The 26825-nt window shown below is 61.6% G+C and carries 24 protein-coding genes; 10 read left to right on the plus strand and 14 right to left on the minus strand.

The features are described from left to right. Positions 1-243: 243 nt before the first annotated feature. The 4 genes from SYN60AY4M2_RS05715 to SYN60AY4M2_RS05730 all read right to left on the minus strand — a co-directional run bounded on the left by SYN60AY4M2_RS05715 (position 244) and on the right by SYN60AY4M2_RS05730 (position 2556). Complete coding sequence (locus SYN60AY4M2_RS05715; RefSeq protein ID WP_041438079.1) at positions 244-498, minus strand: DUF2949 domain-containing protein; 255 nt, start codon at positions 496-498, stop codon at positions 244-246. Between the two features lie 152 nt (positions 499-650). After that, entirely contained in the window at positions 651-1451 is an 801-nt protein-coding gene (locus SYN60AY4M2_RS05720; RefSeq protein ID WP_011429340.1) for a hypothetical protein, read from the minus strand. 121 nt (positions 1452-1572) lie between these two features. Beyond that, positions 1573-2307, minus strand: coding sequence for a low-complexity tail membrane protein (locus SYN60AY4M2_RS05725; RefSeq protein WP_011429339.1), 735 nt, complete (start codon positions 2305-2307; stop codon positions 1573-1575). A 30-nt stretch (positions 2308-2337) separates the two neighbouring features. Next, positions 2338-2556 carry an NAD(P)H dehydrogenase subunit NdhS gene (locus SYN60AY4M2_RS05730; RefSeq protein WP_099812483.1) on the minus strand — a complete coding sequence of 73 codons (219 nt, stop codon included), beginning with the start codon at positions 2554-2556 and terminating at the stop codon, positions 2338-2340. 105 nt (positions 2557-2661) lie between these two features. On the opposite strand from SYN60AY4M2_RS05730, the gene SYN60AY4M2_RS05735 reads away from it, so the two are divergent. Further along, positions 2662-3252 carry an FHA domain-containing protein gene (locus SYN60AY4M2_RS05735; RefSeq protein ID WP_011429337.1) on the plus strand — a complete coding sequence of 197 codons (591 nt, stop codon included), beginning with the start codon at positions 2662-2664 and terminating at the stop codon, positions 3250-3252. A gap of 1 nt (position 3253) precedes the next feature. Here the strand turns inward: SYN60AY4M2_RS05735 and SYN60AY4M2_RS05740 are convergent, their stop codons facing one another. Further along, on the minus strand, positions 3254-4708 hold the full coding sequence (locus SYN60AY4M2_RS05740) for a cation:proton antiporter (protein WP_228375494.1): 1455 nt from the start codon (positions 4706-4708) through the stop codon (positions 3254-3256). Between the two features lie 336 nt (positions 4709-5044). On the opposite strand from SYN60AY4M2_RS05740, the gene SYN60AY4M2_RS05745 reads away from it, so the two are divergent. The 3 genes from SYN60AY4M2_RS05745 (at position 5045) to SYN60AY4M2_RS05755 (ending at position 7191) form a co-directional block, all read left to right on the plus strand. Beyond that, complete coding sequence (locus SYN60AY4M2_RS05745) at positions 5045-6268, plus strand: ribulose bisphosphate carboxylase small subunit (protein ID WP_011429335.1); 1224 nt, start codon at positions 5045-5047, stop codon at positions 6266-6268. Between the two features lie 126 nt (positions 6269-6394). After that, entirely contained in the window at positions 6395-6910 is a 516-nt protein-coding gene (locus SYN60AY4M2_RS05750) for a thylakoid membrane photosystem I accumulation factor (protein ID WP_228375408.1), read from the plus strand. Then, positions 6907-7191 carry a hypothetical protein gene (locus SYN60AY4M2_RS05755; protein WP_011429333.1) on the plus strand — a complete coding sequence of 95 codons (285 nt, stop codon included), beginning with the start codon at positions 6907-6909 and terminating at the stop codon, positions 7189-7191. Before SYN60AY4M2_RS05750 ends, SYN60AY4M2_RS05755 begins: the two co-directional genes overlap by 4 nt. Positions 7192-7473: 282 nt before the next feature. Here SYN60AY4M2_RS05755 and cbiB read toward each other — a convergent pair whose 3' ends face one another. Further along, positions 7474-8463: an adenosylcobinamide-phosphate synthase CbiB gene (gene cbiB / locus SYN60AY4M2_RS05760; protein ID WP_099812485.1), complete on the minus strand. Its 990-nt coding sequence runs from the start codon at positions 8461-8463 to the stop codon at positions 7474-7476. Positions 8464-8485: 22 nt separating this feature from the next. Continuing rightward, complete coding sequence (locus SYN60AY4M2_RS05765; RefSeq protein ID WP_011429331.1) at positions 8486-8938, minus strand: Rrf2 family transcriptional regulator; 453 nt, start codon at positions 8936-8938, stop codon at positions 8486-8488. Positions 8939-9026: 88 nt separating this feature from the next. Here SYN60AY4M2_RS05765 and rsmI point away from each other — a divergent pair, with 88 nt between their 5' ends. Both rsmI and rppA read left to right on the plus strand, forming a co-directional pair. Continuing rightward, a complete protein-coding gene (rsmI, locus tag SYN60AY4M2_RS05770) occupies positions 9027-9938 on the plus strand; it encodes a 16S rRNA (cytidine(1402)-2'-O)-methyltransferase (protein WP_099812486.1) in 912 nt (303 codons plus the stop codon). A gap of 3 nt (positions 9939-9941) precedes the next feature. Next, the gene (gene rppA, locus SYN60AY4M2_RS05775; protein ID WP_011429329.1) at positions 9942-10682 is read left to right on the plus strand and encodes a two-component system response regulator RppA; all 741 of its coding nucleotides are present in this window, start codon (positions 9942-9944) and stop codon (positions 10680-10682) included. A gap of 10 nt (positions 10683-10692) precedes the next feature. Here rppA and atpD read toward each other — a convergent pair whose 3' ends face one another. Next, positions 10693-12126 carry a F0F1 ATP synthase subunit beta gene (atpD, locus tag SYN60AY4M2_RS05780; protein WP_011429328.1) on the minus strand — a complete coding sequence of 478 codons (1434 nt, stop codon included), beginning with the start codon at positions 12124-12126 and terminating at the stop codon, positions 10693-10695. Positions 12127-12500: 374 nt separating this feature from the next. Then, positions 12501-12809, minus strand: a complete 309-nt coding sequence (locus SYN60AY4M2_RS05785) for a gas vesicle protein GvpV (protein WP_240527746.1) — start codon at positions 12807-12809, stop codon at positions 12501-12503. Positions 12810-13003: 194 nt separating this feature from the next. Between SYN60AY4M2_RS05785 and SYN60AY4M2_RS05790 the strand changes: the two genes are divergently transcribed. Further along, positions 13004-13498, plus strand: a complete 495-nt coding sequence (locus SYN60AY4M2_RS05790; RefSeq protein WP_099812487.1) for a pentapeptide repeat-containing protein — start codon at positions 13004-13006, stop codon at positions 13496-13498. Between the two features lie 7 nt (positions 13499-13505). On the opposite strand, the gene SYN60AY4M2_RS05795 is transcribed toward SYN60AY4M2_RS05790, so the two are convergent. Continuing rightward, complete coding sequence (locus SYN60AY4M2_RS05795; protein WP_011429325.1) at positions 13506-13817, minus strand: hypothetical protein; 312 nt, start codon at positions 13815-13817, stop codon at positions 13506-13508. 195 nt (positions 13818-14012) lie between these two features. Here SYN60AY4M2_RS05795 and SYN60AY4M2_RS05800 point away from each other — a divergent pair, with 195 nt between their 5' ends. The 3 genes from SYN60AY4M2_RS05800 (at position 14013) to tenA (ending at position 16770) form a co-directional block, all read left to right on the plus strand. Further along, the gene (locus tag SYN60AY4M2_RS05800; RefSeq protein WP_011429323.1) at positions 14013-14744 is read left to right on the plus strand and encodes an aldehyde oxygenase (deformylating); all 732 of its coding nucleotides are present in this window, start codon (positions 14013-14015) and stop codon (positions 14742-14744) included. Between the two features lie 133 nt (positions 14745-14877). Next, the gene (locus SYN60AY4M2_RS05805) at positions 14878-15903 is read left to right on the plus strand and encodes a long-chain acyl-[acyl-carrier-protein] reductase (RefSeq protein WP_011429322.1); all 1026 of its coding nucleotides are present in this window, start codon (positions 14878-14880) and stop codon (positions 15901-15903) included. 207 nt (positions 15904-16110) lie between these two features. After that, positions 16111-16770 (plus strand): thiaminase II, encoded by a 660-nt coding sequence (tenA, locus tag SYN60AY4M2_RS05810; protein WP_011429321.1) that lies wholly within the window; start codon positions 16111-16113, stop codon positions 16768-16770. A 32-nt stretch (positions 16771-16802) separates the two neighbouring features. On the opposite strand, the gene SYN60AY4M2_RS05815 is transcribed toward tenA, so the two are convergent. From SYN60AY4M2_RS05815 to rpoB, 4 genes are all read right to left on the minus strand, one after another. Then, positions 16803-17321 carry a uracil-DNA glycosylase gene (locus SYN60AY4M2_RS05815; protein WP_011429320.1) on the minus strand — a complete coding sequence of 173 codons (519 nt, stop codon included), beginning with the start codon at positions 17319-17321 and terminating at the stop codon, positions 16803-16805. Next, the gene (locus tag SYN60AY4M2_RS05820; RefSeq protein WP_011429319.1) at positions 17302-21210 is read right to left on the minus strand and encodes a DNA-directed RNA polymerase subunit beta'; all 3909 of its coding nucleotides are present in this window, start codon (positions 21208-21210) and stop codon (positions 17302-17304) included. The genes SYN60AY4M2_RS05815 and SYN60AY4M2_RS05820 overlap by 20 nt, the downstream gene beginning before the upstream one ends. Positions 21211-21299: 89 nt before the next feature. Next, positions 21300-23183 carry a DNA-directed RNA polymerase subunit gamma gene (locus SYN60AY4M2_RS05825; protein WP_011429318.1) on the minus strand — a complete coding sequence of 628 codons (1884 nt, stop codon included), beginning with the start codon at positions 23181-23183 and terminating at the stop codon, positions 21300-21302. A gap of 99 nt (positions 23184-23282) precedes the next feature. Beyond that, on the minus strand, positions 23283-26684 hold the full coding sequence (rpoB, locus tag SYN60AY4M2_RS05830) for a DNA-directed RNA polymerase subunit beta (protein WP_099812488.1): 3402 nt from the start codon (positions 26682-26684) through the stop codon (positions 23283-23285). Positions 26685-26825: the final 141 nt, after the last annotated feature.

The following is a 26825-nucleotide window of genomic DNA, read 5'->3' on the forward strand; positions in this document are numbered from 1 at the left end:
CTTTCTGTTTGGACTCCGTCCGAGTAGCGCGGTCGCGTCAGCGTCGCGTAGTGACAACGGAAACGGACAGAATGCTATCGCTTCACCGCTGAGCAGTAATGCTCAGCAGTGTTCAGCGTAAATGTATCAGCCGCAGCTCACCGCTACAGGACTTTCAGGATGAGTGACGGTGGAGTCCGAAAAGGCCATACTGCAGTCTCGCTCCTCGGCCAGGAAAACAGACGGCAGCAGTCACCCTTTTTGTCAGCCGAAGGCCTTGTCTTGGAGCAGCTCCGGGTCAGCGTCGCCAGATACTCTCTCCCAAAACTGCGCCAAGTGCTGCAGGCCCACAAACCCCAACTGCCAGAGGATCAAGGCCAGGGGGCCGTGCTGCTGCCGCTGGATCTTCAGGGCCAAGGCCAGTTGTTTGGGCTTGAGGAGCTGTTGCTGCTCGGCAAAGCGGCAGAACTGCCGATCCCATTGGCTGAGGGCTTGCAAATCCGGCACAGTCAGTTCCATAGGTCTGGCTTGGGTGTAACTGGACGCTGGATCCCCTACTGTGGATCTCTTCTTTAGGGTACGCGTCTCCCTCAGCTCTCCCAAGGCGGCTCAGGGCAGAGGGCACTGAGCTTTGCCGCAGAGCTGACTTACAAGCGCTGTTGGGATAGCCCCTAGCTCCAGGGATCGTCATCGAAGGGGCTGTCCGACCAGTAGCCGCCCGACTGGGGTGGAGGAGGCTGTTGGGGTGGTGGGTAGCCGATGGGAGTAGAGGGCGGCGGCGTGGGGATGGGAGTTGGCTTTTCCATATCCTCAAGCCGCGGCAGGTCGGCGGGTTTGGGCTCAACACCGAGGCTCCTCAGCTTGGCCTGAGCTTCCTGTATCTGGGCGTTCAGCTCTTCCAAGTACGCCCGGTAGTGGTTGGCGGCTTCTAGGTATTGCTTGGCTTTGCGCTCGTTATCTTTGATGACGGCCTCTAGCTCTTTGTTGCGAACGGTGTAATCGGCCTCTTGGTTGGTGAGGTTTTCGATGGCCTGGTTGAGCACAGCCCGCCGGCGCTCCAGTTGGGCCACGATCTCCGACAGTTGCCGTTCCCGCTCGCTGAGGCTGCGCTCGCGGTTTTGCGTTTGCTCCAGTTGAAAGGCGGCCTGGCTCAGTTGTTCACGTAGGTACATCACTTGGGGTTCAGTCTCGTTGCGCTCCTGCTGCAACTCGAAGACCCGCGCTTCTAAGTTGTCTTTTTCCTGCTGCAGCACTTCCCGCTCGTTCAAAAGACGGGTGTAGAGCTGGTTGAGGAAGTCCACCTCCATCACCACCTGGCTGAGCTGGGTGGCGTATTCCCCAACCAATGCCAACTCCCGCGCGAGGTTTTGGGTTTCGCTGGTGGCTTGCTCGGTGAAAAACTGGGGAAGCTGGGTGGTTTCTCTGAGGCGTTGGGTGAACTGTTTAAAGCGGAAGGAAAAGTTGCTCGCCATTGCCGGTGCGGTAGCCTCGAAGATCAGGAGAACGCCGATGGTCAGACAACAGTCTGGATCCCGTCCACTCTAGCATCCAGCTGCAGTTTCTTTGGGGTAGAAATCCGTCCCAGCAACCTGTCTAAGTGAAGTCAGGGGTCGTTTCCGGTGTGGCAGCCTCCCGTCCTTCGGATTCGGCATCTGAGCCGGCAGCTTCGGCTACTTCTACTTTACAGTCGAGTCTCTGATTTCCATCTTTTTGTGCCTGCGATGGGACTGCGGCAATCCGGCGCAGCAGCCGTTGCAACAGCGGGGTGTGGCGATCGCCAACAACGGAGAAGCGGCTCTCGATCTCCTCAGCAGGGATGGGATCCAGTTGGGCCAGCTCCGGCTCGCTGAGGAGAAGTACCCGTATTGCAGCAAGGGGGATCTGCAAGAACAGGTTGGCCCCCCAAAACCCGAAGGCGGCTATGGCCAGGCCGGCCAGACGGGTGCCGTTGCCAGGGGTGAGGGGGGCAAAGAGGGGGGCGAAGTCGTAGAGGCGCTCAAAGACTTCCAGCAGCAGGAGTGCCGCCAATAGCGTCAAGATCTTGTGTTCGGGGCTGAGGAAGGCAGCCAAAATGCGGCGTTGGTCGGGGGTGAGTTCCTCGGGAGGAACGGCGGCCACCCACAGGCTGAAGACATCGAAGGGCTTGCGCCACTGCATGGCAAAGACTGGCCCAATGCCCGCCACGGCCACTGCGGCCTGCTCTACTCCCACCGACAGGAGAGGATCCCCGGTGGCCAACCCAATGACGGTTAGCCCAATCCACAAGGGGAAGAGGAGGATCCCGGCGGCATGGATCCAAAGGAAAGGTTCCTGCCAATGGCTGCGCATGGGGAAGTTCTAGAGGAAAGCGGAGCGGAGCTAGCGGCGGGACTTGTCCACCAGTTCCAATTCCGAAAGGCGGAAGGTAACCAATTTATCCCAGTTGCCCCCCTCGAAGAGGACAGCGGCATGGTCGTCGGTAACCCGCTGTACTTGTCCTTCAAAGAGGTAGTAGGTATCGTTGGGATTGATGACCCGCACGGCCACGCCAGGGTAGATGGGGGGAAGTTCCTGAAGAAGGGAGGGAGTTGCAGTCATGGCGGCTGTTTACGATTCCTCGCGGGTGGCTAAGCCCTATCCTATCATTATGAAGGAAGGCCCTTCTTCTGCCGAACCTTTCTCTGGCAAAGCCAACCCCAAACGATGCCTGCTGACCCAGCGTCTTCCCCCTCCCAGACTTGGCATGTGCTGGTGATCGATGACGAGCAGGGACGGCGGGCTGTGGCCCTCAGTGCCGCCACCTATTCCATCGGCAGGGATCCCAGCAACGCCATTGTCGTCCATTCGGCGGCGGTTTCTCGGCAGCACGCGCTGCTCTTGCGGCTGCCGCAAAAGGGCGGTGGCTACACCTACCGGCTGTTGGACGGCAATATCGAAGGCAAGCGCAGCACCAATGGCATCTCAGTAAACGGGCAGAAATGTCTGAGCTGGGATCTCAAGGATGGGGATCAGATCCAGTTGGGGGATCAGGTGCGGATGCAGTATTGCATTCGCCAGTTGTCGAACGAAGAGTTTCAGCGGTATCTCCAGTCTGTCAGCTTTCGCAGCCTAAAGGCGGAGGTGGTGGATCGGCGCTCCACAACGATGCAGCGGTTTGACCCGCCCTCGATGCGGGTGATTTTGCCCCAACAGGAGAGGGCGGAGAAGGTTGAAGACGTGGGATCCCGCCGTCGCAACCCGCTGTGGCTGCTGTTCCAGACGCTCTGGGGACGTTTGGGGAGAAAGTCGAGGTGATTCAACTCTCAGGAATGCCCACCTGCTCTGAGTCTGAGCGAGCTGATGGGGTTTCGACGCGGTCTTGCTCTGATGCTTCTGCCTGCAGATCCAGGAGAGAAGGAGGAGAGTCTACTTCCCCGATCAATACTCCCCGCAGCCAGAGGGGGGCGATAAAGGTGGTGGCGATCACCATGACGATGATGCTGACGTCGAGAGCCTCGGAGAGAACCCCGCTGGCCGCTCCCACGCCGGCAAACACCAGGCCCACCTCGCCGCGCGGGATCATGCCCACGCCGATGGCATAGCGGTTGATGCCCGGCTTGCCGAACGCCCCCAGGCCGGCGGCCAGCTTGCCCACAATCGCAACGCTAACCAAGAAGACGGCAATGATCAGCCCCTCGCGGTTGGCGGGGAGGGTGGGGTTGAGCACGGCGAGGTTGGTTTTGGCCCCGACGCAGACGAAGAAGATGGGCACCAGCAGGTCGGAAACGGGCTTGATCTGTTCTTCTAGCTCCTGGCGCTTGTCGGTTTCCCCTAGAATTAGGCCGGCGGCAAAAGCGCCCAAAATCGCCTCCAGGTGGATCACCTGCCCTACGTAGGCCAACAAGAAAGCCAAGACCAGAGCGGGCAAAAGGGGGTTGCCGCGGGCTTTCAGGTTGTTGAGGAGAGCCACAAAGTAGGGGCTGAGGAGTCGCCCCAAGACGATAGAGCCGACGAGAAAGACGACAGCGCTGACGACGATGAGGCCAACATCGGCGACGTCAACCTCTCCGGTTTTGGCCAAGCTGGCCACCACCGCCAAGATGATGATGCCCAACACGTCGTCCAGGACGGCGGCGCCGATGATCACCTGCCCTTCGAGGGAGGTGAGTTTTTGCAGCTCGGCCAAGACGCGGGCGGTGATGCCAATGCTGGTTGCCGTCAGAGCCGCCCCGGCGAAGATGGCAGGGATGACAGGCACGTGAAAGAGGTAGAGCAGGCCCAGTGTTCCCGCCGCAAAGGGCACAGCAACCCCAATAACGGCCACGGCCGCCGCCTGCGGGCCAACCCGCAACAGTTCCCCCAGATCCGACTCAAGACCAATTTCAAAGAGAAGGATAACCACCCCCATCTCCGAGAGGATGTCGATGATCTGGCTTTGGGAGGAGAACACCTGCACCAGGGATCCCTTGTCAAGACCCGCGGTGGCCTGCAGAATCTGCATCAGAGCTGAGGACTGGGCCAAGGTAGGCAACGCCTCGGCAGAAAGCGGCCCTTCGGGAAAAACCAGTAACCCCAGGCCAGAACCGCCCACCAACACCCCTCCCAGCAACTCTCCCAGCACGGGGGGAAAACTCAGGCGAACGGCCATTTCTCCGCCAACGCGGCTGGCCAAGTAGATGACCACCAAGGCCAGCAGCACCGCCACCAAGATCAAGGGAGAGAGGTTGTCTCCCCCTGGCGCCTCGACGGGAGCGGCGGCTTCGACAGCCAGCAACACAGAGCTTAGGCAATTCAACAGCAAGATCTCACCCTTAGATGGACAGCTTTTCGTCTAAGCCGGCCTGACCAGAGCGCCAGAAAAGCTTGTGTTGCCATCTCTGGGGTCGCCCTGCCGGAAGACTGTTACAAAAACTAACCTCCCGCGTAATCCCATGGCAACGCCCATGTGGGCACTCTTTCCCCTTGCCGATAGTCCAGATAATTAGCACTTATCTGGAGTATTGTCCCTGCTGCCCGCCGAGAATTGGGCCGAGGAGGGGCAGGGGCCAACTTCCCAGAACGACAATGGAGGAAATAGAAACTCTCGCAACCAAGCTAAGGCCCACCGATGAGCTACTACATCCCCCCCACCTTTCTTAAAGTTGTCGCCCTGCACCTGACCAAAAATCATCTTCCTCTGCCCGACGTGCCCGTTCCGCTCATCTTGGGCATCCACGGGCGCAAGGGGGAGGGCAAGACCTTCCAATGCAACCTCATCTTTGAGCGCATGAAGGTCTATGCCGTCCACATCTCGGGGGGCGAGCTGGAAAGTCCCGACGCCGGGGATCCCGCCCGTATGATTCGCCTGCGCTACCGTGAAGCTGCCGAGCACATCCGCAAATTTGGCCAGATGGCCGTGCTGATGATCAACGACCTGGATGCCGGCGCCGGTCGCCTGAACAGCATGACCCAGTACACCGTCAACACCCAACTGGTGAGCGCCACCCTGATGAACATCGCCGACAACCCCACCAACGTGCAGCTTCCCGGCAGCTACGATCCCAAGCCCCTGCCGCGGGTGCCCATCATCGCCACCGGCAACGACTTTTCCACCCTCTATGCCCCCCTCATCCGCGATGGGCGCATGCGCAAGTTCTACTGGGAGCCCAGCCGCACCGACCGCATCCACATCGTTCACGGCATTTTTCAAGCCGACGGGCTGTCTCTTGAGGAGATTGAGCGCCTGGTGGACGCCTTTCCCGAGCAGGCCATCGACTTTTTCGGCGCCCTGCGCGCCCAGCTCTACGACGAGCAGGTATGGCAATTTATCCAAGAAGTCGGCCTGGAAGGGATTGCCTTTCGCCTGCTCAAAAGCAAAGAGGGCGCCCCCCAGTTTCCGCCACCGCGATTTTCTCTGGAGCAGTTGATCCAGGCCGGCCACCAGCTCAAAGCCGAGCAACACCAAGTAGAAGCCCGTCGCCTCTCCGAGGAATACCTTGGCCTCCGGCGCTCCGCTCCTCAAGAGCCGCCCCCCGCTTCCCCGCCATCCCCTCCTCCTGTGGCTGCCAACTCGGCCGATCCTGCCCCAGTTTCCCTCAACCCAGACGTGCAGGCCCAGCTTCGCCAGATCCTGGCCCAAGGCTATGAGATCCTGGTGGAGCATGCGGATCCGCGCCGCTACCGCGTTCATTCCTGGCAGGAGTGTGGAGTTGCCCACCTGAGAGAATGGGCCGCTGCCTGTCAGGCTGTCGAGCAGTGCCTCAGCCGTTTTCCCAAGGACTACATCCGGCTGGTGGGCGTAGATCCGGTGAAAAAACAACGGCGGGTCGAGGCCATCATCCACCGCCCCTGAGACTGAACCGGGGCAAAATGGCACAATGAGAGAGCCTCCCCTCTGCCCGACAATCCTCCCTGGATCATGCTGTTTTGAATCATGCTGTGGCTGCGTCTTCTCCTGGTAGCTTTGTGCGTCGTGTTAATGGGCTGGTTGTCTCCGCCTGCCCATGCTCTCCTCAACGACGACCGCTACGACGGCAACATCTTTGCCCTCTATGGCTCCAACGGCGGCATGATCCCCCCTCGTGTCTCCCTGAAACAGGCCAAAGAACAAGGGATCCCGGCCCTGCTGGTGTACTACATCGACGACAGCAGCGACTGCAAAAAATACGCAGCCACCCTGGCCAACCTGCAAGTTCGCTATGGCTGGGGAGTCTATTTCATTCCTTATTCTGTCGATTCCCTCCTGCCTGGGGATGAGCGTGGCCAATACTACAGCGGCCAAGTCCCCCAGACCCTGCTTTTTGACTCCCAGGGCAACCTCGTCTACCAATCCATTGGCAACCGCCCCATCACCGAAGTGGAAAACGCCATTCGCGCCCTCTTCCAGTTGGATCCCGTCCCCCCAGGGGTGATCCAAGCCAAACCCTTCAACGAGATCCAAACCGGGTTTGCCGGATCCCGTTCCCCCGCCCCCCCAGCCGAGGCGCAGCCGTGACCGCTCCTCCCGATTCCCCCGATTCCCTTGAGGCTCTGCAAGCCAAGCTCGAGATCTTGCAAGCGCGGCTGGCCGACCTGCGCGAGCTGGAGCGCCTATCCCAGCTCTCCCCCGAACACTGGGCTGAAATCCAGGCGGAAGTCAGCCAATTGGAACAACGTCTGCAAGCCTACCTGTTGGAAGTGTTTAACCCCGTTCCTGCCACCTTTTGGCAGGTGCTGCGTTTTGGCGGCCTGGGCCTGCTCCTCGGCATTGCCCTGCAGCGCTGGGCGCTGAGCTAGCACCCGTTAAGATTAAAAGCCCTTGGATCCCGGAGCTCCTTCCCATGCGCATGCGACGCTCCAGACCGTTCAGTTTTGACTGCAAGACCTCGCCTTTTCTGCCTCTGTTCGGCTTAGGCAGCTTTAGCTGCTTCTGAATTATCCTAGTGTTGCGGGCACCAGAAACGGCTTTTAAGGCACTGGGAACGGTCGATTGGGGCTGCTGTAAACCAGCCCAGAGGTCCGCGGTCGGTTTGCCGACTGCAGGGCTACTAAAAGCTCCTGACTTTAGTCTGGAGTAGTTTACAACCCCTCTCCTAGAGGGAGAGGAGAGTTGAGAACTAGAGTTACTCCCACCATCCAACTTCCCCACACCCCCAGAACCTGCCTCAGCAGCCCCAGACTCTCCCGCACCACCTGGGGGCTCAAGGGACGAGCCGGGATCCCCACCTTGGGCTTCTCTTTGGGGATGCCGCGATAGAAATTGGTGCCTCCCAACTGGATCTGCAGCCGCCAGGCAAAGGCCGCCTCGCTCCACCCCGAATTGGGGCTGGGATCCGCCCGCCCGTCGCGGCGACAGCGCTGCCAAAATCCCCAGGGATCCCCGCTGAGCAGGGCCAGGGTCAGCACCGTCAGGCGACAGGGCAGCCAGGTCAGCCCATCCTCACAGCGGGCCGGCACCGTGCCCAGGTAGGTGAAGGGGGCATGGCGGTAGCCCACCATCGAATCAAGCGTGCTGCTGGCCTTGTAGGCCAAAGCCAAGGGCGCCCCTCCCAAAAAGGCATAGAACAAAGGGGCCGTCGCCCCGTCGGGGGTATTCTCGGCTACCGTCTCGACCACCGCTCGCAAGATCTCCGCCTCCGTCAGGTGCTCCGTATCCCGGCCCACGTAGCGGCTTAGGCGCTGGCGGGCCTGCGGCAGATCCCCCTTTTCCAAGGGATCCAACACCTCCAAGGCGGCAAAGCGCAGGCTGCGCCCCCCTAGGCAACTGGCCATCAGGATGATCTGCATCAGGATCCCTGCCCAGGGATGGAGAGCCTGGGCAACGGCGATCAGCCCCCAGCCTGCCGCGTAGGATCCCGCCAGCAGCGCCAGGGTGAGAGCTGCCCCGCCCCAGCGCTGGGCCGCCGGCGTTGGGCAGCGCCTGAGAATGCAACTCTGGCCCCAGGCGATGACCGCCCCCATCACCCGCACCGGATGGGGCCACCCCCAGGGATCTGCCAACCAGTAATCCAGACCCAAAGCCGCCGCCAGCACCAGGGGAGCGGCTGGCTGACTCGGAAAAAACAGCAAGGTCTCCCTCCCGCAGGCGCGATCAGACCACAAACCCTCCCCCCTGACTTTGGGCTGCCTGCCAACTGCGGGCGTCGAAGTAGAGATCTTCCAGAGTTGTTTCCTCCAACACCTGCTCCACCCGCTGGGCGATCCGCCGCCAGAGGGCCTCCGTTACCCAGTCCAGCCCATCCGCAGAGCCTTCCTGCTGAGCCCCTGCCCTCTCAGCCGGGAGAGGATCCAGAGATTCTCCCACCGCCGCCAAAATGGCGCTAATTGGGATCCGCCGCGGTGCCCGTGCCAGCCGGTAGCCCCCCTGCGCCCCGCGCTGCGAACAGACCAAGCCAGCCTGGCGCAGCTCGATCAACAGCTTTTCCAGATAGGGGGCCGGGATCTGCTGTCGCTCGGCAATGGCCCGCACCGAGGCCACCTGGCCAAGCATCGCCAGATCCAGCAAAGCCCGGATGCTATAGGTAGCTCGCGTGGTCAGGCGCACCTGCTTTCTCCCGCCAATCTTCCCCGATCCTGCCACAGGGATCCCTTAACCTGGAAAGCAGTACCCGCTTAGCTCTGGCCTTGTCGAGATGGAGCGCCCCACCGCCAGCCTCTACTTGGTGGCCACCCCTATCGGCAACCGCGAAGACATTACCCTGCGGGCGCTGCGAGTCCTACGGGAAGTGGACTGGGTGGCGGCAGAAGACACCCGCCACTCCGGCCAGCTTCTTAAACACTTTCAGATCTCCGCCCGCCTCATCAGCTACCACGAGCACAACGCCGCCCAGCGCATCCCGCAAATCCTCAAGTATCTGGCGGCAGGGCAGTCGGTGGCCCTAATCAGCGATGCCGGCACACCCGCCATCTCCGATCCAGGAGAGGAACTGGTGCGCGCCTGTATCCAAGCTGGGATCCCGGTGATCCCGGTGCCTGGCCCGGTAGCGGCAGTGGCCGCTTTGGCTGCTTCTGGGCTGGCCACAGGGCGGTTTGTCTTCGAGGGGTTTTTGCCGCTCAAAGCCAGCCAACGACAAGCCCGTCTGCAACAACTGGCCCAAGAAGAGCGCACCGTCGTTCTCTACGAAGCCCCCCATCGCCTGCAGCAAACCCTGCAAGATCTCCTGGCTCACTGCGGCCCCCGGCGGCAGATCGTGCTGGCCCGCGAGCTGACCAAGCTGCACGAGTCCTTCTGGCGGGGATCCCTGGCCGCCGCTCTGGAGCACTGCGCCGCCCAGCCGCCGCGGGGGGAGTTCACCCTTGTTCTAGAGGGGCGGCCTGCCTCCGAAAAGGGCGAAGAAACCTCCCCCTCGGAAGCGGAAGTTCGCCAGGAGCTGGCCCGCCTGCTGGCCGAGGGCCTTCCCCGCTCCGCTGCCAGCCGCCAACTGGCCCGGCGCTTCCAGGGATCCCCCCTGTGGACGCGGCGCCGCCTTTACGATCTCTGCTTACAACTGGAGCCCCCTCCCTCCCTGGCCCCTCCGGCAAGCGACGACGAGACAGAATCCTAGAGCATGGCGCGCATCTTGTTGGTGGACGACGAAGTGGAGCTGGCCGATTCCCTGGCCCAGCACCTGCGGCGAGAGGGCCACAGCGTGGACGTGGCCTACGAGGGAAACAGCGCCTGGGAGCTGCTGCAGAAGCCCCCAGCCCCACCCTACGACTTGCTGGTACTGGACTGGATGTTGCCGGGCCTGTCCGGCCTCTCCCTCTGCCAACAGGTGCGACAGGTAGATCGCGCCACCCCCATCCTCTTCCTGACCGCCAAAGATACTCTCGACGACCGGGTGGAAGGGCTGGACGCCGGCGCCGACGACTACCTGGTCAAGCCCTTCGAGCTGCGGGAGCTGCTGGCGCGGGTGCGAGCCCTCTTGCGGCGGGCTGCCGGCCCCGGCGAAGGGATCCCTCGCCTGCAAATTGGAGACCTAGAGCTGGATCGGGAGAACCAAGTGGCCTACCGCCAAGGACGGATGATCCACCTCTCCCAAAAAGAGTTCCGCCTGCTGGAGTACTTCATGGCCCACCCCGGCCAGTTGCTCACCCACGAGCAGATCTACGAGCGGGTGTGGGCCGGCGAGGATCCCCCCAGCAGCAACGTCCTGGCTGCTCAGGTGCGCCTGCTGCGGCGCCGCCTCCGTCTGCCCGGCTCCCCCGAGTTGATCCACGCCGTCTATGGCAAAGGCTACCGCTTCGGGCCTGTGGCCGAGGATCCTCAGCAGCCGCCAACCCCCCTCTCCCCCTGGGAGAGGGGCTGAGGGTGAGGGATTACTTGGACTTGAGCTTCTCCGCCTTCTCGATGGCCTCCTCGATGGTGCCCACCAGATAGAAAGCCTGCTCCGGCAGATGATCCAGTTCTCCGGAGAGAATGCGCTGGAAGCCTTTGATGGTGTCCTCCAACTTCACGTACTTGCCAGGCGAGCCAGTGAAGACCTCGGCCACAAAGAACGGCTGCGACAGGAAGCGCTCGATGCGGCGGGCGCGGGCCACCACCAGCTTGTCCTCTTCCGACAGCTCGTCCAACCCCAGAATGGCGATAATATCCTGCAACTCTTTGTAGCGCTGCAGCGTTTGCTTCACCGCCTGAGCGGTGTTGTAGTGCTCCTCGCCCACAATGTCTGCCTGCAAGATGGTGGACGAAGAATCCAGGGGATCCACCGCCGGGTAGATGCCCTTGGCCGCCAGGCTGCGCGACAGCACCACCGTCGAATCCAGGTGGGCAAACGTCGTCGCCGGCGCCGGGTCCGTCAGGTCGTCGGCGGGCACGTACACCGCTTGCACCGACGTGATGGATCCCTGCTTGGTGGAGGTGATCCGCTCCTGCAGGTTGCCCATTTCCGTGGCCAAGGTGGGCTGGTAGCCTACCGCCGAGGGCATGCGGCCCAACAGCGCCGACACTTCCGAGCCAGCTTGCACAAAGCGAAAGATGTTATCGATAAACAGCAGCACATCCTGCTTGTTGACGTCGCGGAAGTACTCCGCCATCGTCAAGGCGGTCAGGCCCACCCGCATACGAGCGCCCGGCGGCTCGTTCATCTGGCCGTACACCAGCGCTACTTTGTCCAGCACCCCCGATTCTTTCATCTCGTTGTAGAGGTCGTTCCCCTCGCGGGTGCGCTCTCCCACGCCGGCAAACACCGATAGGCCGGAGTGCTCCTCGGCAATGTTGTGGATCAGCTCCTGGATGAGCACCGTCTTGCCGACGCCGGCGCCGCCAAACAGGCCCACCTTGCCACCTCTCTTGAAGGGGGCCAGCAGGTCGATCACCTTAATGCCGGTTTCAAAGGGCTCCGGTTTGACGGTCAGCTCCACAAAGGGCGGCGCGCTGCGGTGGATGGGGGCAAACTCCTTGGCTTGCACCGGCTCTCCTTGATCCACTGGCTCCCCCAGCACGTTGAAAATGCGACCCAGGGTAGCCTCGCCCACCGGCACGGTAATCGGGGCACCTGTATCCACCACTGGCATGCCCCGCACCAAGCCATCGGTAGAAGACATGGCCACGGCCCGCACGCGGTTATCCCCCAAAAGCTGCTGCACCTCAAAGGTGACTTTGACCTTCAATCCGCTTTCGGTCGTCGCCTCCACCTTGAGAGCGTTGTAGATTTCAGGCAGCTTGCCGCTGGGAAACTCGGCGTCGATCACAGGTCCAATGACCTGAGTGATGTAGCCAACGTTGGTCGCAGTAGCGGTGGCAGTAACCATGGTCGAGGCTCAGCTCCTTGTGTACTCAGTTGCAGTTATGGACTCAGCGATGCCGGATGGGAGTTTCAGAATGGGCCATGAGAAGATCTCGGACTGGGCGGCTGGATCCCGGTAGCAAAAGCCAACAGGTCTACCCCTGGACTTCGGTCTCGCGGCTCGGTTCTCTTCTGCCCAAGGGTACCGCTTCAAGGCCAATACAAAACCCTAGCTAATGTCTTAGGGGTTAGACTACTGGGTTTTTGAAGCGGTTGACTACCCATGCCGCCATACAAAAGGTACCACAAGGCCGTCCCAAAGGACAGAACGGGGCTCTAAACCCAGTTTTTTGCTCCTTTGGCAATGGCTTTGGCTTCCCCACTCGGCAGGGAACTGGCTCAGTACTCAAAGGTCATCGGCGGGAAACGGGAGGAGGAGAAGCGGCCAGTGCCCGGTTCTCGAGCAGCGGCGGGATCCCGAAAGCTCTCTGCCTCCTGCTGAAAACGCTGTAGCGCTTGTTCGATTTCCCGGAGCCTTGCTTGAATTTGCCCTTGCCGTTCCTGAATGAACTCCAATTCCTGGTTGAGCCGCTGCTTTTCCACAGTGAGCTGCTGCATCTCGGCATAGAGAGCCGATTCGGTTTTGCGGCGAGGGATCGAGCGTAACTTTGGGCGGGGCCGGGAGCGGGGCACGCGGGGCAAGCTCATAACAGAACAAATGGGATCCAGAGAAAAGGGCGTTGCGCCCATCCTAGCGCGCTCTCGCAGGCAAGAGGGCTGATGGCCTTGGCAGATGTTCGGATCTGGAGGCATGGCTGATAGGCGCCGCCTGGAGGATGTGCGCCCTTGGCGGCAACCCTGTTCCTCGGTAGGATCCGACTTGTCTAGGATGGGGAAAAGCAATGGTCGAAACCGCAGCGGAACTGTTGCAGCGCTATGGCAGCGGCGAGCGGGACTTCAGCAACAGCCAATTGGCCGAAGCTGACCTGGCCGGTGCCGACTTGGCCGGGATCGACCTGGGCGGAGCAACCCTCCAGCAGGCCAAACTGGCCGCTGCCAACCTGGAGCGGGCCTACTTGAGCGGCGCCGACCTCAGCCAAGCCGATCTGCAGGGATCCAACCTGCGCCTGGCCAATCTAGAAAAGGCCAAATTGCAGGGATCTCGATTGCAAGGGGCCAACCTGCGCGGCGCCAACCTGACCGCAGCCGACCTGAGTGGTGCCGATCTCAGCCAGGCAGACCTGGCGGGGGCCAACCTCAGCGGCGCCAACCTGAAAGGGGCCAACCTCAGCGGCTGTAAACTCAAGCTTGCCAACCTGCGGGGAGCCTGTTACGACACGGCCACTCACCTAGAAGCAGATGTCGCTCCCGCCGAGTTGGGCATGGTTTCCGCCTAGCCTGCGGCTAGTTGTCCTGAGGCTCCAGATCCAAGATCTCCTGGATCTCGGCATCGGTATAGCCCACCGCCCGCAGCTTCTCTGCCACCGCCTCGATCTCCTGCGCCGACAGATCGTGCTGGCGTACCCGATCCCAGAGATTGGCCACAATCTGCAGCAGCAAACGGCTGCTTTCCGCCTCGAACAGCTCAAAAGCCGTCGCCATCTCGATTGCCTGCAACACCTCCTCGGCGCTGCCAATCGGCTGATCGAGGGATTGTTCCTCCAGATCCACCAGCAACTGGCGCAGCTGATTCAGGCCCTCCCCAAGAGCAGACATACCCCCGGCTCCTCAACGGCACCTGAGCACTCACCCTAACAGGCTTGCCTCCCTGGGCAAAAGGGATCCGATGAATTCCGCACCACCTGAGGCTATTCTGAGTAGAGGAACAATTTAGTGGCAAGCGCCAGGATTGTTGAAGGGCCGGCGAAGCGGTTCACAACAATCTACAACTACAAAAGGAGATGCACGAGTATGGCCCCAGCGAACGTCCTGCCCAACACCCCCCCGTCCCCCACTGATGGGGGCGGCACTGCCCTAGACTACAGCAGCCCAAGGTATCGGCAGGCCTACTCCCGCATCAACGGTATTGTTATCGAAGGCGAACAAGAAGCCCACGACAACTACCTCAAGCTGGCCGAAATGCTGCCGGAAGCTGCAGAGGAGCTGCGCAAGCTGGCCAAGATGGAATTGCGCCACATGAAAGGCTTCCAGGCCTGCGGCAAAAACCTGCAGGTGGAACCCGATGTGGAGTTTGCCCGCGCCTTTTTCGCGCCCTTGCGGGACAATTTCCAAAGCGCCGCAGCGGCAGGGGATCTGGTCTCCTGTTTTGTCATTCAGTCTTTGATCATCGAGTGCTTTGCCATTGCCGCCTACAACATCTACATCCCGGTTGCCGATGACTTTGCCCGCAAGATCACCGAGGGGGTAGTTAAGGACGAGTATCTGCACCTCAATTTTGGGGAGCGCTGGCTGGGCGAGCACTTTGCCGAGGTTAAAGCCCAGATCGAAGCAGCCAACGCCCAAAATCTGCCTCTAGTTCGGCAGATGCTGCAGCAGGTAGAGGCGGATGTGGAAGCCATTTACATGGATCGCGAGGCCATTGTAGAAGACTTCATGATCGCCTACGGCGAGGCCCTGGCCAGCATCGGCTTCAACACCCGCGAGGTAATGCGCCTCTCGGCCCAGGGTCTGCGGGCCGCCTGACGCAACTCAACTCTGCCTGCCGATTGGTTTTCCGGCCTGGCTGGAACGCTCCCTACCCTCTCTGGGTGCGGACATGTTTTGATGGGATCCGGATGGAGCTCATAAAGTTAAGTATCGAAGTGAGTGAGCATCTATGTTCGGCCTGATCGGGCACCTGACCAGCCTGGCCCACGCAAAACGGGTGGCAGATAAGCTGGGGTATTCCGAATATGCGGAGAGCGACCTGGAATTTTGGTGCATGGCTCCGCCTCAGGTGGTGGACGAGATCGTGGTGACCAGCATCACGGGCCAAAAAATCTATGGCCAGTACGTCGAATCCTGTTTCCTGCCGGAAATGCTGGCGGGGGGACGGGTGAAGGCGGCCTGTCGCAAGATTTTGAATGCGATGGCCTTGGCGCAGCGGCGCGGCTTGAACATCACCACCCTGGGAGGATTTAGCAGCATTATTTTCGAGAATTTTCGCCTCGACACCCTCAGGCGGGTGCGCAACATCGACCTGGAAATTCGGCGTTTTACCACCGGCAACACCCACACGGCCTATATCATCTGTCAGCAATTGCAGGCGGCGGCCCAGCGCTACGCCATGGATTTGGCAGCTGCCACAGTTGCCGTGGTGGGGGCCACCGGCGATATCGGTAGTGCCATCTGCCAGTGGTTGGTAGCCCACACTTCCCCGGCCAAATTGCTGTTGATAGCCCGCGAGCGGCGACGCCTGGAAGAGCTGCAGGCCAAACTTAAAAAAGGGGAGGTCTGTTCCTTGGAAGAGGCCTTGCCCCGCGCCGATTTCATCGTCTGGGTGGCCAGCATGAGCCAAGGAGTGACCCTCGATCCTCAGGTGCTTCCGGATCCCTGCGTGATCATCGACGGTGGCTACCCGAAAAACATCGCCTCCAAGTTGCAGCGCAAGGGGCTGTACGTGATCGACGGCGGCATGGTGGAACACTCTCTCGATATCGAGTGGAATATTATGCAATTTTTGAATGTGGCCAACCCGGCCCGCCAGCTCTTCGCCTGCTTTGCCGAGGCGATGCTCCTGGAGTTCGAGGGCCTGTACACCAATTTTAGTTGGGGCCGCAACTTGATCACCCTAGAAAAGCTGGATTTAATCGGGCAACTGTCCCGCAAGCACGGCTTCCGTCCCCTTATGCCCGAAGCCTAGGTTTAGCTGGGCTGACCCCCTGAAAAGCGGTAACTGAGAGGAGGGGCAATCTGAGACAAGGAGATCCCCGCCCTAGCGGGGGTAGGGATCTGGAATCGAGATACTCACGTCCAACTTTCCGGCCACAGGGCACCCAAAGAGTTTCCCCCACACCCAGAGATCTCAATCAGTTGAAAAGAACCCCAGAAACGCCGCGAGAGAGCCACCATGTCTCAATCTTTTACCGCCCACCTCTGGCAGACGATCGAGCCCATCTACCAACAGATCTTGGATCACCCCTTTAACCAAGAGCTGGCCGCAGGCAGCCTCTCGCGGCAGCGCTTTCAGTTCTATCTGCAGCAGGATGCTCTTTATCTCACCGATTTTGCCCGCGCCCTTGCCTTGATCGGGGCCCGTTCCGAGGGGGCTGAGCGGGTGGTGAGTTTCTTGAACTTTGCCCTGGGGGCCATTGTGGCCGAGCGCAGCCTGCACGAGAGTTACTTTCGCCTCTACGACATCCAGCCGGAGACAACCTACGCTCCTGCCTGCTTCGCCTACACCCGTTTTCTATTGGCTGCGGCTGCCTTGGATCCCTACGAGGTGGCCATGGCCGCTGTGCTGCCCTGCTTCTGGATTTACCGTGAGGTGGGATCCGCCATTTACCGCACCGCCAAGCCCAACAATCCTTATCAACAATGGATCGACACCTATGCCGGGGAAGAATTTGCCCAGGTGGTGCAACAGGCCCTGGACATCACCGACTCCTTGGCTACGCAGACCACAGCGGCGACGCGGGAGAAGATGACGGCTGCTTTTGTCACCGCCTCTCGCCTGGAATGGCTGTTCTGGGACAGCGCCTACCGCCTGGAAACCTGGCAGCCCGCCTGATCCCCGCCGGGCCTGGCGGCTCAGCAAGGTCGTCATGGCCATGGCATGTGGTTATGGTCCAACGCCAAGATGACCCGCACCTGGGTCAACAGCTCCAGCTCTTGTCTCAGATAGCCCAGGCAGGTCTTGGCTTCTGCGGCGGTGGGGCGGTTCTGCGGCGGCGCGCAGCGCATCACGGCTGAGATGTAGCAATCCCGCAATTGCAGGCCATCTTCCCGGTGCAGAGAGATGGGTTGATTGGCAAACCTGGCCCGGCGCAGAGCGCGAAATAGCCAATCCCCGCTGGGATCCCCCGTAAACACCCGCCCGGTGCGGTTGCCCCCATGGGCTGCCGGCGCCAAGCCGATCACCCACAGCCGCGCCTGCACATCCCCAAACCCCGGCACCGGTCGGCCCCAGTAGAGCTGGTCACAAAAACGGGCCACCTTTTGCTGGGCAACCGCCTCTCGCCAAGCCACCAGGCGGGGACAGCGGCGGCAAGCGACGATCTCAGCCTGTAGCGCCGCCCAGGGCTGGTGATCCGCCAACGCCTCACTCTTCTTCTCCCTCATCCTCCGTCGGCTCGTCAACGGGGGTGGAGTCGTCGATGAGCTGGTCGTCATCCAAGATCAGGCGAGGCGGCAGCTCTGGCAGCACAACAGGCTCCTCCTCTTCCTCCGGCTCCGGTTCTGGCGCCATCTCCTCGTAGGTGCTGAAGCCCGTGCCCGCCGGGATCAAGCGCCCGATGATCACGTTCTCCTTCAGGCCCCGCAGCCAGTCGGACTTGCCTTCGATGGCCGCCTCCGTCAGCACCCGCGTGGTCTCCTGGAAGCTGGCCGCCGAGATGAAGCTGTCGGTGTTCAAGCTGGCCTTGGTGATCCCCAGCAGAACGGGCGTGTACTTAGCCGGCGCCCCGCCGGTGATGGCCATGGTAGCGTTGGTCTGCTGGATTTCCCGCAGCTCCACCAGCTCGCCGGGCAACAGGACGGTGTCGCCGCTGTCGTCCACCCGCACCTTGGAGGTCATCTGGCGCACCACAATCTCGATGTGCTTGTCGGCAATCTCCACCCCTTGCGAGCGATAGACGTTCTGCACCTCGTTGACCAGGAAGCGCTGCACCTCCCGCAAGGCTAGCCGTGCCGCTTGGTCGTCGCCCAAGGTTTGGCGATGGTACTCAAAGTAAATCTCCAAGAGGTCGTGGGGGTTGGCCGGGCCGTCGGTCAGCGGATCCCCCACCTGTACCGGCTGGCCATCGACCACGATCAGGTTTTGCCCCGGCATCACCGAATACTCGGTAACCGTACCATCGGCTTCGATGACCCGCAGATCCGGCTCTTCTCCTCGCCAGCTCAGTTGCACCGTGCCGGGCCGCTTGGCCAGAACACACATTTCCTTGGGCTTGCGGGCCTCCAACAGCTCCTCGATCCGCGGCAGACCCTGGATGATGTCCCCCGTCTTGGCCCGCTCAAACACCAGGAGGGCCAAAGAATCCCCCCGCTGCACCAGATCCCCATCCCGCACCTGCAGAATGGCACCCGCCGACACCAAATAAGGCCGCGCCAACCGCAACACCACTTGGCCATCGGCGATCTGCATCACTTGCCCCGACTCGGGGGCAGGGATCCCCGGCGCCAGCTCGTCGCCGGCCCGCACCAGCGCTCCCACCTCGACGCTGGCTTGGCCCGTCAGAGGCACCGTCAGCAGGTCGTCGTCGGTAACCACCAGAACCCGTCGCACCACCTCCGCGCCCTGGCGGATCCCCTGCACGATCCCGGCTTTTTTGGCCTGAATCTCGGTGCGGGCGATAACACCCCCCCTGCCGATACTGTCTCCTTCGCTCACCAACAGCCGCGTGTGGGTACTCCCCTGGGTTAGATCCGCCTCCACGTCTCGGCGCAGCAGCAGGGTTTCCAAGATCACCAGTTGCAGGCGACGGATACTGGGATCCTTCTCATCTTGGATCAGTTCAATATCGGCCTTCAGTTGCGGGGCGTCGGTATCGATCTCCAGCACCAGTTGTGTGCGCAGCAGTTCTACCGGCCCCACCGACTTCACCCGCTCCCCATCCTTGAAGGGAACGCGCTGCACCGCCCGCAGGCGAATGGAGCGGCCAGACTCGCTGGTAGACTCTTGGCTGGGCACCACCGGCCGGTCGGGGATCTCGTACTCGTACACCGGGCGCAGCAGCAGGCCTGGCCCTTCAGGCGTCTCCACCTGCTCCAGATAGACCAATCGGTCAGGGACGATGCTGCTGAGCAGCTTCTGGCCCGGCTGGATTAGCGTGCCGGTGGGTATTTCCAGGTCGGCGGGGTCGTCCACCAGATGCAGGGATCCGGGCTTGATGACGATCTCCCGCAGGATGTCGTTTTTCTGGATAACCTCGACGACGCCAGCATTTTGGCAGAAGATGTCCTTCACCACCTCGGTGCCGGCTTCTACGTACTGGCCATCCTCCACGTTCAACAGGGAGATGTCCTTGTTCACCTCGTGGGTCTCCTCCGGGATCCACAGCAAGGTGCCGCCCCGGATGACCTCATAGCCCTGCTTCGCCTTGCCCCGCCGGGCCACCTCGACACCGGCAAACTTCACCAGGCCGCCCGTCTGGGTGCGGAAATTGTTCTCGATCAGCTCCGCCACTACCTCGTCGTTGCCCACTTTGGTGCCCGGCGTGGCCTTGAGGACAAAGGTCTGGCCGCTGGCCGTATCCAGCAAAAATTGCTCCCGGCCCTGGTGGGATTCCACCCGCACCCGCGCCTCGTGCAACACCACCGCGGCGTTGATGATCTCCACTTCGCGCCCACTTTTGGTGTCGCTGCGCTCCGGCAGCCGCACGATGCCGCCGTGCTCGGTTACCAGCGAGGTCTCAGCGATCACATCCCCCGCCTGCACCCGATCCCCGTTTTTCACCACCGGCTCGGCCCCCGGCGGCAGGTTGTATACCTGGCCGGACATCACCCAGATCAACCCTTGCCGCTGCGCGGTGCAGGTGGTGTTGCCCTGGCGGTCGGTTTTCTCCTCGATGGGCAGATCGGCAAAGCGGATTTCCCCCGCCAAGTCGGCCACCACCTCCTTCTGGGCTTTCTCGGTGCTCTTGCGCACGGCCTTGGCTACAGTCACTTCCGCAATCAACTGATCCCGCTGCACCTGGGCCCCGTCCCGCACCAGCAGAGTGGATCCCTGCGTCATGTCGAAGACTTCCCGTTGTCCGTCTGGCCCTTCCAGGACAATTTGGTTGTTCGCTTCTAGCTGCAGGGCATCGTCGCCGTGGCGGGTGCGGAAGGGGCGGGTGCGCAGATTTTTCGGGAACCGCACCACGCCAGCAAAGGGGGCGCGAATCTGGCGGGCCACCTCCCCGGTAAACACACCTCCCGTGTGGAAGGTGCGCATGGTTAACTGGGTGCCCGGCTCCCCAATCGATTGAGCGGCGATGATCCCGACCGCCTCCCCCAGATCCACCAGCCGGGAGTGGGCCAGGCTCCAGCCATAGCACATCCGGCACACCGATCGGTTGGCCTCGCAGGTGAGGGGAGAACGCACCATCACCTGCCGGATGCCGGCCTCCACAATGGCCTTGGCCAAGTCGTGATCCACCTCTTGGTTGCGGCGGGCAAGGATCTCCTGGGTTTGCGGGTGCACCACATCCCGCGCCAGCACCCGGCCCACCAGGCGCTCCTCCAGCGACACCACCACCTTGTCCGCATCCATCAGGGGTTCCAGCAGGATCCCTTGGTCGGTGCCGCAGTCGGATTCCCGCACGATCACATCCTGAGACACGTCCACCAAACGGCGGGTCAGGTAGCCAGAGTCGGCAGTGCGCAAAGCCGTGTCCACCAAGCCCTTGCGCGCCCCGTAGGAAGAGATGATGTATTCGGTAACCGTCAGGCCCTCGCGGAAATTGGTTTTAATCGGCAAGTCGATGATCTCCCCCTGCGGGTTGGCCATCAGGCCGCGCATGCCCACCAACTGCCGCACCTGCGAGACGTTCCCCCTCGCCCCCGAGTTGGCCATCATGTACACGGAGTTGAGGGGATCGTTCTGGCGGAAGTTGCTGAGCATCTCCTCCTTAATCTGGTCGTTGGTCTGGTTCCAGGTATCGATCACCTTTTGATAGCGCTCCACCTCGGTGATCTCGCCGCGGGTGTAGCGCTCCGTGGCCGCCTCGATCTCCGCTTCTGCCTGGGCCAACAACTGCCGCTTGCTGGGTGGAATGCGCAGATCCTCGATGCTGATGGAAACGGCAGCCTGGGTGGCGTATTTGAAGCCCAGGGCCTTCAGAGCATCCGCCATCTGAGCGGTGCGGGCGGTGCCGTAGCGAGCAAACGACCAGGCAATCAGATTGCGCAGCTCTTTTTTGCCGATTTGATAGTTGCGAAAGGGTACAGGGGGCGGCGGGGTCTTGGCCTTGGCGCCATCGGCGGCCTGCCGGACTAGACCGGCGGAAAAGCGTCCTTTTTCGCTCATAATGCCTCGGTGATAACTCTGACAGTTCTGGACAAGGGGGCAGGGATCCCAGCTACCCATCGACAAGGGCAACGTCCACAGGGGCAGCCTCAAGCAGACAAAATATCTTGCACCGTTTTGTTGAAGATGATCCGGCCCGCCGTGGTGCGAATGTATTGGCTGATCACGTTGCCGTCCCGATCCTCGCGGATGCGGCGGTAGTTGGTGATCTTGAGGCGGGTGCCGCCCGGCTCCTCGATAATCTGAGGCTCCGACTCTTTTTCCTCTTTGCCCAACTCCATCGGGCCGCTGTAGCGCACCCAGATTTTGCTGTGCAGGCCGATGACGCCGCGGTCGTAGGCGATGAGGGCGTCCTCCAGGCTGGCAAAATAACGATCGCCAAGGTCGGGGGCGTGGGGATTGTCCGCCGTCAGATAGTAGCACCCCAACACCATGTCTTGGCTGGGAGTAATAATCGGAGCGCCTGTGGCCGGGGAGAGGATGTTGTTGGTGGCCAACATCAGCAAGCGTGCCTCCGCCTGGGCTTCCAAGGAGAGAGGCACATGCACCGCCATCTGGTCGCCGTCGAAGTCGGCGTTGAAAGCCGGGCAGACCAAGGGGTGGAGCTGAATCGCCCTCCCCTCCACCAGGATCGGCTCAAAAGCCTGGATCCCGAGGCGGTGCAACGTTGGGGCACGGTTGAGCAAAACTGGGTGGCCGTCGATTACGTCCTCCAGCACGTCCCAAACCTGCGGGTCATTGCTCTGGATCAGCTTTTTGGCGGCTTTGATGTTGTTGACGATGCCCCGCTTGATCAACTTGTGGATCACAAAGGGCTGGAACAGCTCGATGGCCATCTCTTTGGGCAAGCCACACTGGTGCATGCGCAGGTTGGGCCCCACCACGATCACCGAACGCCCAGAGTAGTCCACCCGCTTGCCGAGCAGGTTTTGCCGGAAACGCCCCTGCTTGCCCTCAATGATATCGGAGAGGGACTTGAGGGGACGGTTGTTGGCCCCCACCACCATGCGCCCCCGCCGACCGTTGTCGATCAGGGCGTCCACCGCCTCCTGCAGCATACGCTTCTCGTTGCGCACGATGATCTCCGGCGCCATGATCTCCTGCAGCCGCGCCAGGCGGTTGTTGCGGTTGATCACCCGACGGTAGAGATCGTTGAGGTCGCTGGTGGCAAAGCGCCCCCCATCCAACTGCACCATCGGGCGCAGATCGGGCGGGATCACCGGCAGCACCCGCAGCACCATCCACTCTGGCCGGGCTCCCGTGGCGATGAAGTTGTCGATCACGCGCAGCCGCTTGATTAGGCGCGCCCGCTTCTGGCCGCGGGCGCTGGCGATCTCCTCCCGCAACTGCTCCGCCTCTTTTTCCAGGTCGATATCCTTGAGCAGGCGTTCGATGGCCTCCGCCCCGATCATGGCCCAGTTCTCCGGCAGTTGCAGCTCGGATCCCTCCTCGTACATCTGATCCTCGATCTCCAGGTATTGATCCTCGGTCAGCAACTGCTTGTAGGAGAGGTTGGGAGCGTTGCCCGGATCCACCACCACGTAGGCGTTGAAGTACACCACCTGCTCCACGTCCCGCAGCGGCATGTCCAACAGCGTGGCGATGTGGCTGGGGATCCCTTTCAGGTACCAAACGTGGGTGACCGGGGCGGCCAGTTTGATGTAGCCCATACGATGGCGGCGCACCCGCGACTCGGTCACCTCCACCCCACAGCGCTCGCAGACAATGCCGCGATGCCGCACTCGCTTGTACTTGCCGCAGTGACACTCCCAGTCCTTAACCGGCCCGAAGATGCGCTCACAGAAGAGACCATCCATCTCCGGCTTGAGGGTTCGGTAGTTGATGGTCTCCGGCTTGGTGACTTCTCCCACCACTTGGCCGTTGGGCAGGGTGCGCTGGCCCCACTCTATAATCCGCTCCGGAGAAGCCAGCCCAATCTTGACATAGTCAAAGCGTTGCTCCGTTTTGGCCATTGCCGTTGTTCTCCTGACTTGCTGCCCTAGCAACTACAAAGGAAGGGGAGAGGAACCCCACCCCTCCTCTCCTGAGCCGAATGGGATCCCTGGCATCAATCAAAAATCGTCCTCTTCCTCCCTGTCTTCGTCTTCCTCGCGGCTGCGCCTGGCTAAGGTAAAGGTTCCTCCTGCCGCTGGAGAAAGATCCTCGGATGTAACGGATTCATAAGTGGGCCGCGAGGGGGTGTGGCGGCTGGAGACATCGGCCATCAGATCCACCTCCACATCGCGGGTCTGGCCGTCGCTGTCCACCTCCACCTTATGGACAGACACGTCCAGGCAGAGGGACTGCAGCTCCCGCACCAACACCTTGAAAGATTCCGGCGTGCCGGGTCGAGGGATGGGCTTGCCCTTGACGATGGCGTTGAGGGCCTCGTTGCGCCCCACCATATCGTCCGACTTGACGGTGAGCAGCTCCTGCAAGATGTAGGCCGCTCCAAACGCCTCCAAAGCCCACACCTCCATCTCGCCAAAGCGCTGGCCACCCTGCTGCGCCTTACCCCCCAGGGGCTGCTGGGTTACCAGCGAGTAGGGACCGGTAGAGCGGGCGTGGATCTTGTCGTCCACCAAATGCACCAGCTTCAGCATGTAGGCACGGCCCACCGTAACCGGCTGGTCGAAAGGCTCGCCAGTGCGACCATCGAACACCTGGATCTTGCCGCAGTACTTGCCTTCTGGGTTGAAGATCCAGTCTTTGCCGGTTTTTTCACGGGCCTCCCGCAACTTGGCCTCCACCGTCAATCGCGAGGCTTCCAGGCCGTGCATCTCGTCGAAGGGCATCAGCTTAAAGCGCACCCCCAAGTGTTCTGCCGCCCAGCCCAGGAGGCACTCATACACCTGGCCCACATTCATGCGGGAGGGAACCCCCAAGGGGTTGAGCACCACATCCACCGGCGTGCCATCCGCCAGGTAGGGCATGTCCTCGATCGGCAAGATGCGGGAGATGATGCCCTTGTTGCCGTGACGGCCCGCGATCTTGTCCCCCACTTGAATTTTGCGCTTGAGGGCGATGTAAACCCGCACCACCATGTTGGCGCCCGGAGGCAGCTCGTCCCCCTGCTCGCGGGTAAAGATGCGTACATCCACCACCCGTCCGCGCTCGCCGTTGGGCACCCGCAGCGAGTTGTCGCGCACGTCGCGAGCTTTCTCGCCGAAAATGGCCCGCAACAGCCGCTCCTCTGGCGGTTGATCCGACTCCCCTTTGGGAGTGACCTTGCCCACCAAAATATCGCCGGCTTCCACCCAAGCCCCAATGCGCACAATGCCGTTTTCGTCCAGGTTGCGCAGGGCATCTTCCCCCACGTTGGGAATCTCGCGGGTGATCTCTTCCGGCCCTAGCTTGGTCTGCCGGGCTTCGATCTCGTACTTCTCGATGTGTACCGAGGTGAAGACATCATCGTAGACCAGCCGCTCGCTGATCAAGATGGCATCTTCGTAGTTGTAGCCCTCCCAGGGCATGTAGGCCACCAAGACGTTTTGGCCCAAGGCCAGCTCGCCTCCCTCGGTCGCCGGGCCGTCCGCCAGCACCTGCCCGGGCACCACCCGATCCCCCGCGTAGACAAGAGGGCGCTGGTTGAGACAGGTATCTTGGTTGGAGCGCTGGTACTTCTGCAAGCGGTAAACAATCGGATCCCCGCCGTCGTCTGGCCGCACCACGATTTCGTCGGCGGAAACATAGGTCACCACGCCACTGGTGCGCGACACCACCACCATGCCAGAGTCCCGCGCCGCCTGGGCTTCCAAACCCGTGCCCACATAAGGCCGATCCGGCTTGAGCAGGGGCACCGCCTGCCGCTGCATGTTCGCCCCCATCAGGGCGCGGTTGGCGTCGTCGTGCTCCAAAAAGGGGATCAAGGAGGTGGCCACCGAGATCACTTGCACCGGCGACACCTGCACGTAGTGCACCTCGCTGGGGTGGGCGGTGGTAAATTCCTGGCGGTAGCGCACCGGCACCAAGTCGGCGGTGATGCGGCCTTCGGCATCCACCGGCACATCCCCCGGCGCCACGCGATACTCGTCCTCCTCGTCGGCGGTGAGGTAGACCATCCCCAGATCCTTGCGCACCACGCCGTTTTCGACCCGGTAGTAAGGGCTTTCGATGAAGCCGTACTGGTTGACGCGGGCGTGGGTGGCCAGGGATCCGATCAGCCCGGCGTTGGGGCCTTCCGGAGTTTCGATGGGGCAGATGCGCCCGTAGTGGCTGGGGTGGATATCCCGCACGGCAAAGCCGGCCCGCTCCCGGCTCAGGCCACCGGGGCCCAAGGCCGACAGCCGCCGCTTGTGGGTCAGCTCCGCCAGCGGGTTGGTCTGATCCATGAACTGGGAGAGCTGGCTGGAGCCGAAGAACTCCTTGATGGCCGCCACCAAGGGCTTGGGGTTAACCAGCGAGGCCGGGGTGAGGTTCTCTGACTCGGAGACCGTCATGCGCTCGCGGATGATCCGCTCCAGGCGGTTGAGGCCCACCCGTACTTGGTTTTGCAAGAGCTCGCCCACCGAGCGCACGCGGCGGTTGCCCAGGTGATCGATGTCGTCCACATGGCCGATGTCGTACTCCAAGTTAATCAGGTAGTCGATGACGGCCAAGATGTCCGTGACGGTGAGCACCCGCACATTTTCCGCCACGTTGAGATTGAGCTTTTTGTTGAGCTTGTAGCGCCCTACTCGGCCCAGGTCGTAGCGCTTGGGATCGAAGAAGCGGGATTCCAACAACTGCTGGCCGCCGGAGACGGTGGGAGGCTCGCCAGGCCGCAGCTTGCGGTACAGCTCCATCAGGGCCTCTTCTTCGCTGTAGTGCCCCTCTTTTTCCATGGTTTTTTGGAAAAATTCGGGGTGGCGCAGGCTGTCGTAGATCTCCGAGTCGCTCAGGCCCAAGGCCTTCAGCAGCACCGCCGCCGAGAGCTTGCGGGTTTTGTCGATGCGCACCCACACCAGGCCGTTTTTGTCGGTCTCAAACTTCAGCCAGGCGCCCCGGTTGGGGATGAGGCTGGCGCTGTAGGTGCGCCGACCGTTTTTGTCCAGCTCCGACTTGTAGTAGACGCCGGGGCTGCGCACGATTTGGTTGACGATCACCCGCTCGGCGCCGTTGATGATGAAGGTACCCCGATCCGTCATCAAAGGCAGCTCGCCGATGAAGACGTCCATGTCCTTGATCTCGCCCGTCTCTTTGTTAATCAGGCGAGTGGGCACCCGGATTTGCGCTTGGTAGGTAGCATCCCGTCGCTTAGCTTCCTCAGGGTCGTAGCGCGGCTTGTTGATCTTGTACCCTTTGGAGGGATCCCCAGGGCGGTACTCCGGCAGAAAGTGCAGCTCCAGCTTGCCTGTGTAATCGACGATAGGGGAAAAGCTGAGGAGCTCCTCTTCAAACCCTTCTCGCAAAAACCACAAAAAACTCTCCCGCTGAATCTCTACCAGGTCAGGCAAGGTAGGAGCGGCAGGGGATGGCACTGCTAATTGTGTCATGCGTTGCTCGGCAGGGGTTGCGCTGCAGTCAGGCCTCTAATTATAGAAACCCTGCCAACGATCGTCAACGAACGTTACAAGGGCCGCCGGGTTATCCGGGAAGTTTTGGCAACGGCCCCTGGGATCCCAGCCAAGCTGCCA

Source organism: Synechococcus sp. 60AY4M2 (assembly GCF_002760375.1).
Taxonomy (GTDB): Bacteria; Cyanobacteriota; Cyanobacteriia; order Thermostichales; family Thermostichaceae; genus Thermostichus.

Excerpts from the sequence above, each read along its gene's own strand:
- SYN60AY4M2_RS05715 (WP_041438079.1), bottom strand. The coding sequence starts at position 498 with ATGGAACTGACTGTGCCGGATTTGCAAGCCCTCAGCCAATGGGATCGG.
- SYN60AY4M2_RS05720 (WP_011429340.1), bottom strand. The coding sequence starts at position 1,451 with ATGGCGAGCAACTTTTCCTTCCGCTTTAAACAGTTCACCCAACGCCTC.
- SYN60AY4M2_RS05725 (WP_011429339.1), bottom strand. The coding sequence starts at position 2,307 with ATGCGCAGCCATTGGCAGGAACCTTTCCTTTGGATCCATGCCGCCGGG.
- SYN60AY4M2_RS05730 (WP_099812483.1), bottom strand. The coding sequence starts at position 2,556 with ATGACTGCAACTCCCTCCCTTCTTCAGGAACTTCCCCCCATCTACCCT.
- SYN60AY4M2_RS05735 (WP_011429337.1), top strand. The coding sequence starts at position 2,662 with ATGCCTGCTGACCCAGCGTCTTCCCCCTCCCAGACTTGGCATGTGCTG.
- SYN60AY4M2_RS05745 (WP_011429335.1), top strand. The coding sequence starts at position 5,045 with ATGAGCTACTACATCCCCCCCACCTTTCTTAAAGTTGTCGCCCTGCAC.
- SYN60AY4M2_RS05750 (WP_228375408.1), top strand. The coding sequence starts at position 6,395 with ATGGGCTGGTTGTCTCCGCCTGCCCATGCTCTCCTCAACGACGACCGC.
- rsmI (WP_099812486.1), top strand. The coding sequence starts at position 9,027 with ATGGAGCGCCCCACCGCCAGCCTCTACTTGGTGGCCACCCCTATCGGC.
- rppA (WP_011429329.1), top strand. The coding sequence starts at position 9,942 with ATGGCGCGCATCTTGTTGGTGGACGACGAAGTGGAGCTGGCCGATTCC.
- atpD (WP_011429328.1), bottom strand. The coding sequence starts at position 12,126 with ATGGTTACTGCCACCGCTACTGCGACCAACGTTGGCTACATCACTCAG.
- SYN60AY4M2_RS05785 (WP_240527746.1), bottom strand. The coding sequence starts at position 12,809 with ATGAGCTTGCCCCGCGTGCCCCGCTCCCGGCCCCGCCCAAAGTTACGC.
- SYN60AY4M2_RS05790 (WP_099812487.1), top strand. The coding sequence starts at position 13,004 with ATGGTCGAAACCGCAGCGGAACTGTTGCAGCGCTATGGCAGCGGCGAG.
- SYN60AY4M2_RS05795 (WP_011429325.1), bottom strand. The coding sequence starts at position 13,817 with ATGTCTGCTCTTGGGGAGGGCCTGAATCAGCTGCGCCAGTTGCTGGTG.
- SYN60AY4M2_RS05800 (WP_011429323.1), top strand. The coding sequence starts at position 14,013 with ATGGCCCCAGCGAACGTCCTGCCCAACACCCCCCCGTCCCCCACTGAT.
- SYN60AY4M2_RS05805 (WP_011429322.1), top strand. The coding sequence starts at position 14,878 with ATGTTCGGCCTGATCGGGCACCTGACCAGCCTGGCCCACGCAAAACGG.
- tenA (WP_011429321.1), top strand. The coding sequence starts at position 16,111 with ATGTCTCAATCTTTTACCGCCCACCTCTGGCAGACGATCGAGCCCATC.
- SYN60AY4M2_RS05815 (WP_011429320.1), bottom strand. The coding sequence starts at position 17,321 with ATGAGGGAGAAGAAGAGTGAGGCGTTGGCGGATCACCAGCCCTGGGCG.
- SYN60AY4M2_RS05820 (WP_011429319.1), bottom strand. The coding sequence starts at position 21,210 with ATGAGCGAAAAAGGACGCTTTTCCGCCGGTCTAGTCCGGCAGGCCGCC.
- SYN60AY4M2_RS05825 (WP_011429318.1), bottom strand. The coding sequence starts at position 23,183 with ATGGCCAAAACGGAGCAACGCTTTGACTATGTCAAGATTGGGCTGGCT.
- rpoB (WP_099812488.1), bottom strand. The coding sequence starts at position 26,684 with ATGACACAATTAGCAGTGCCATCCCCTGCCGCTCCTACCTTGCCTGAC.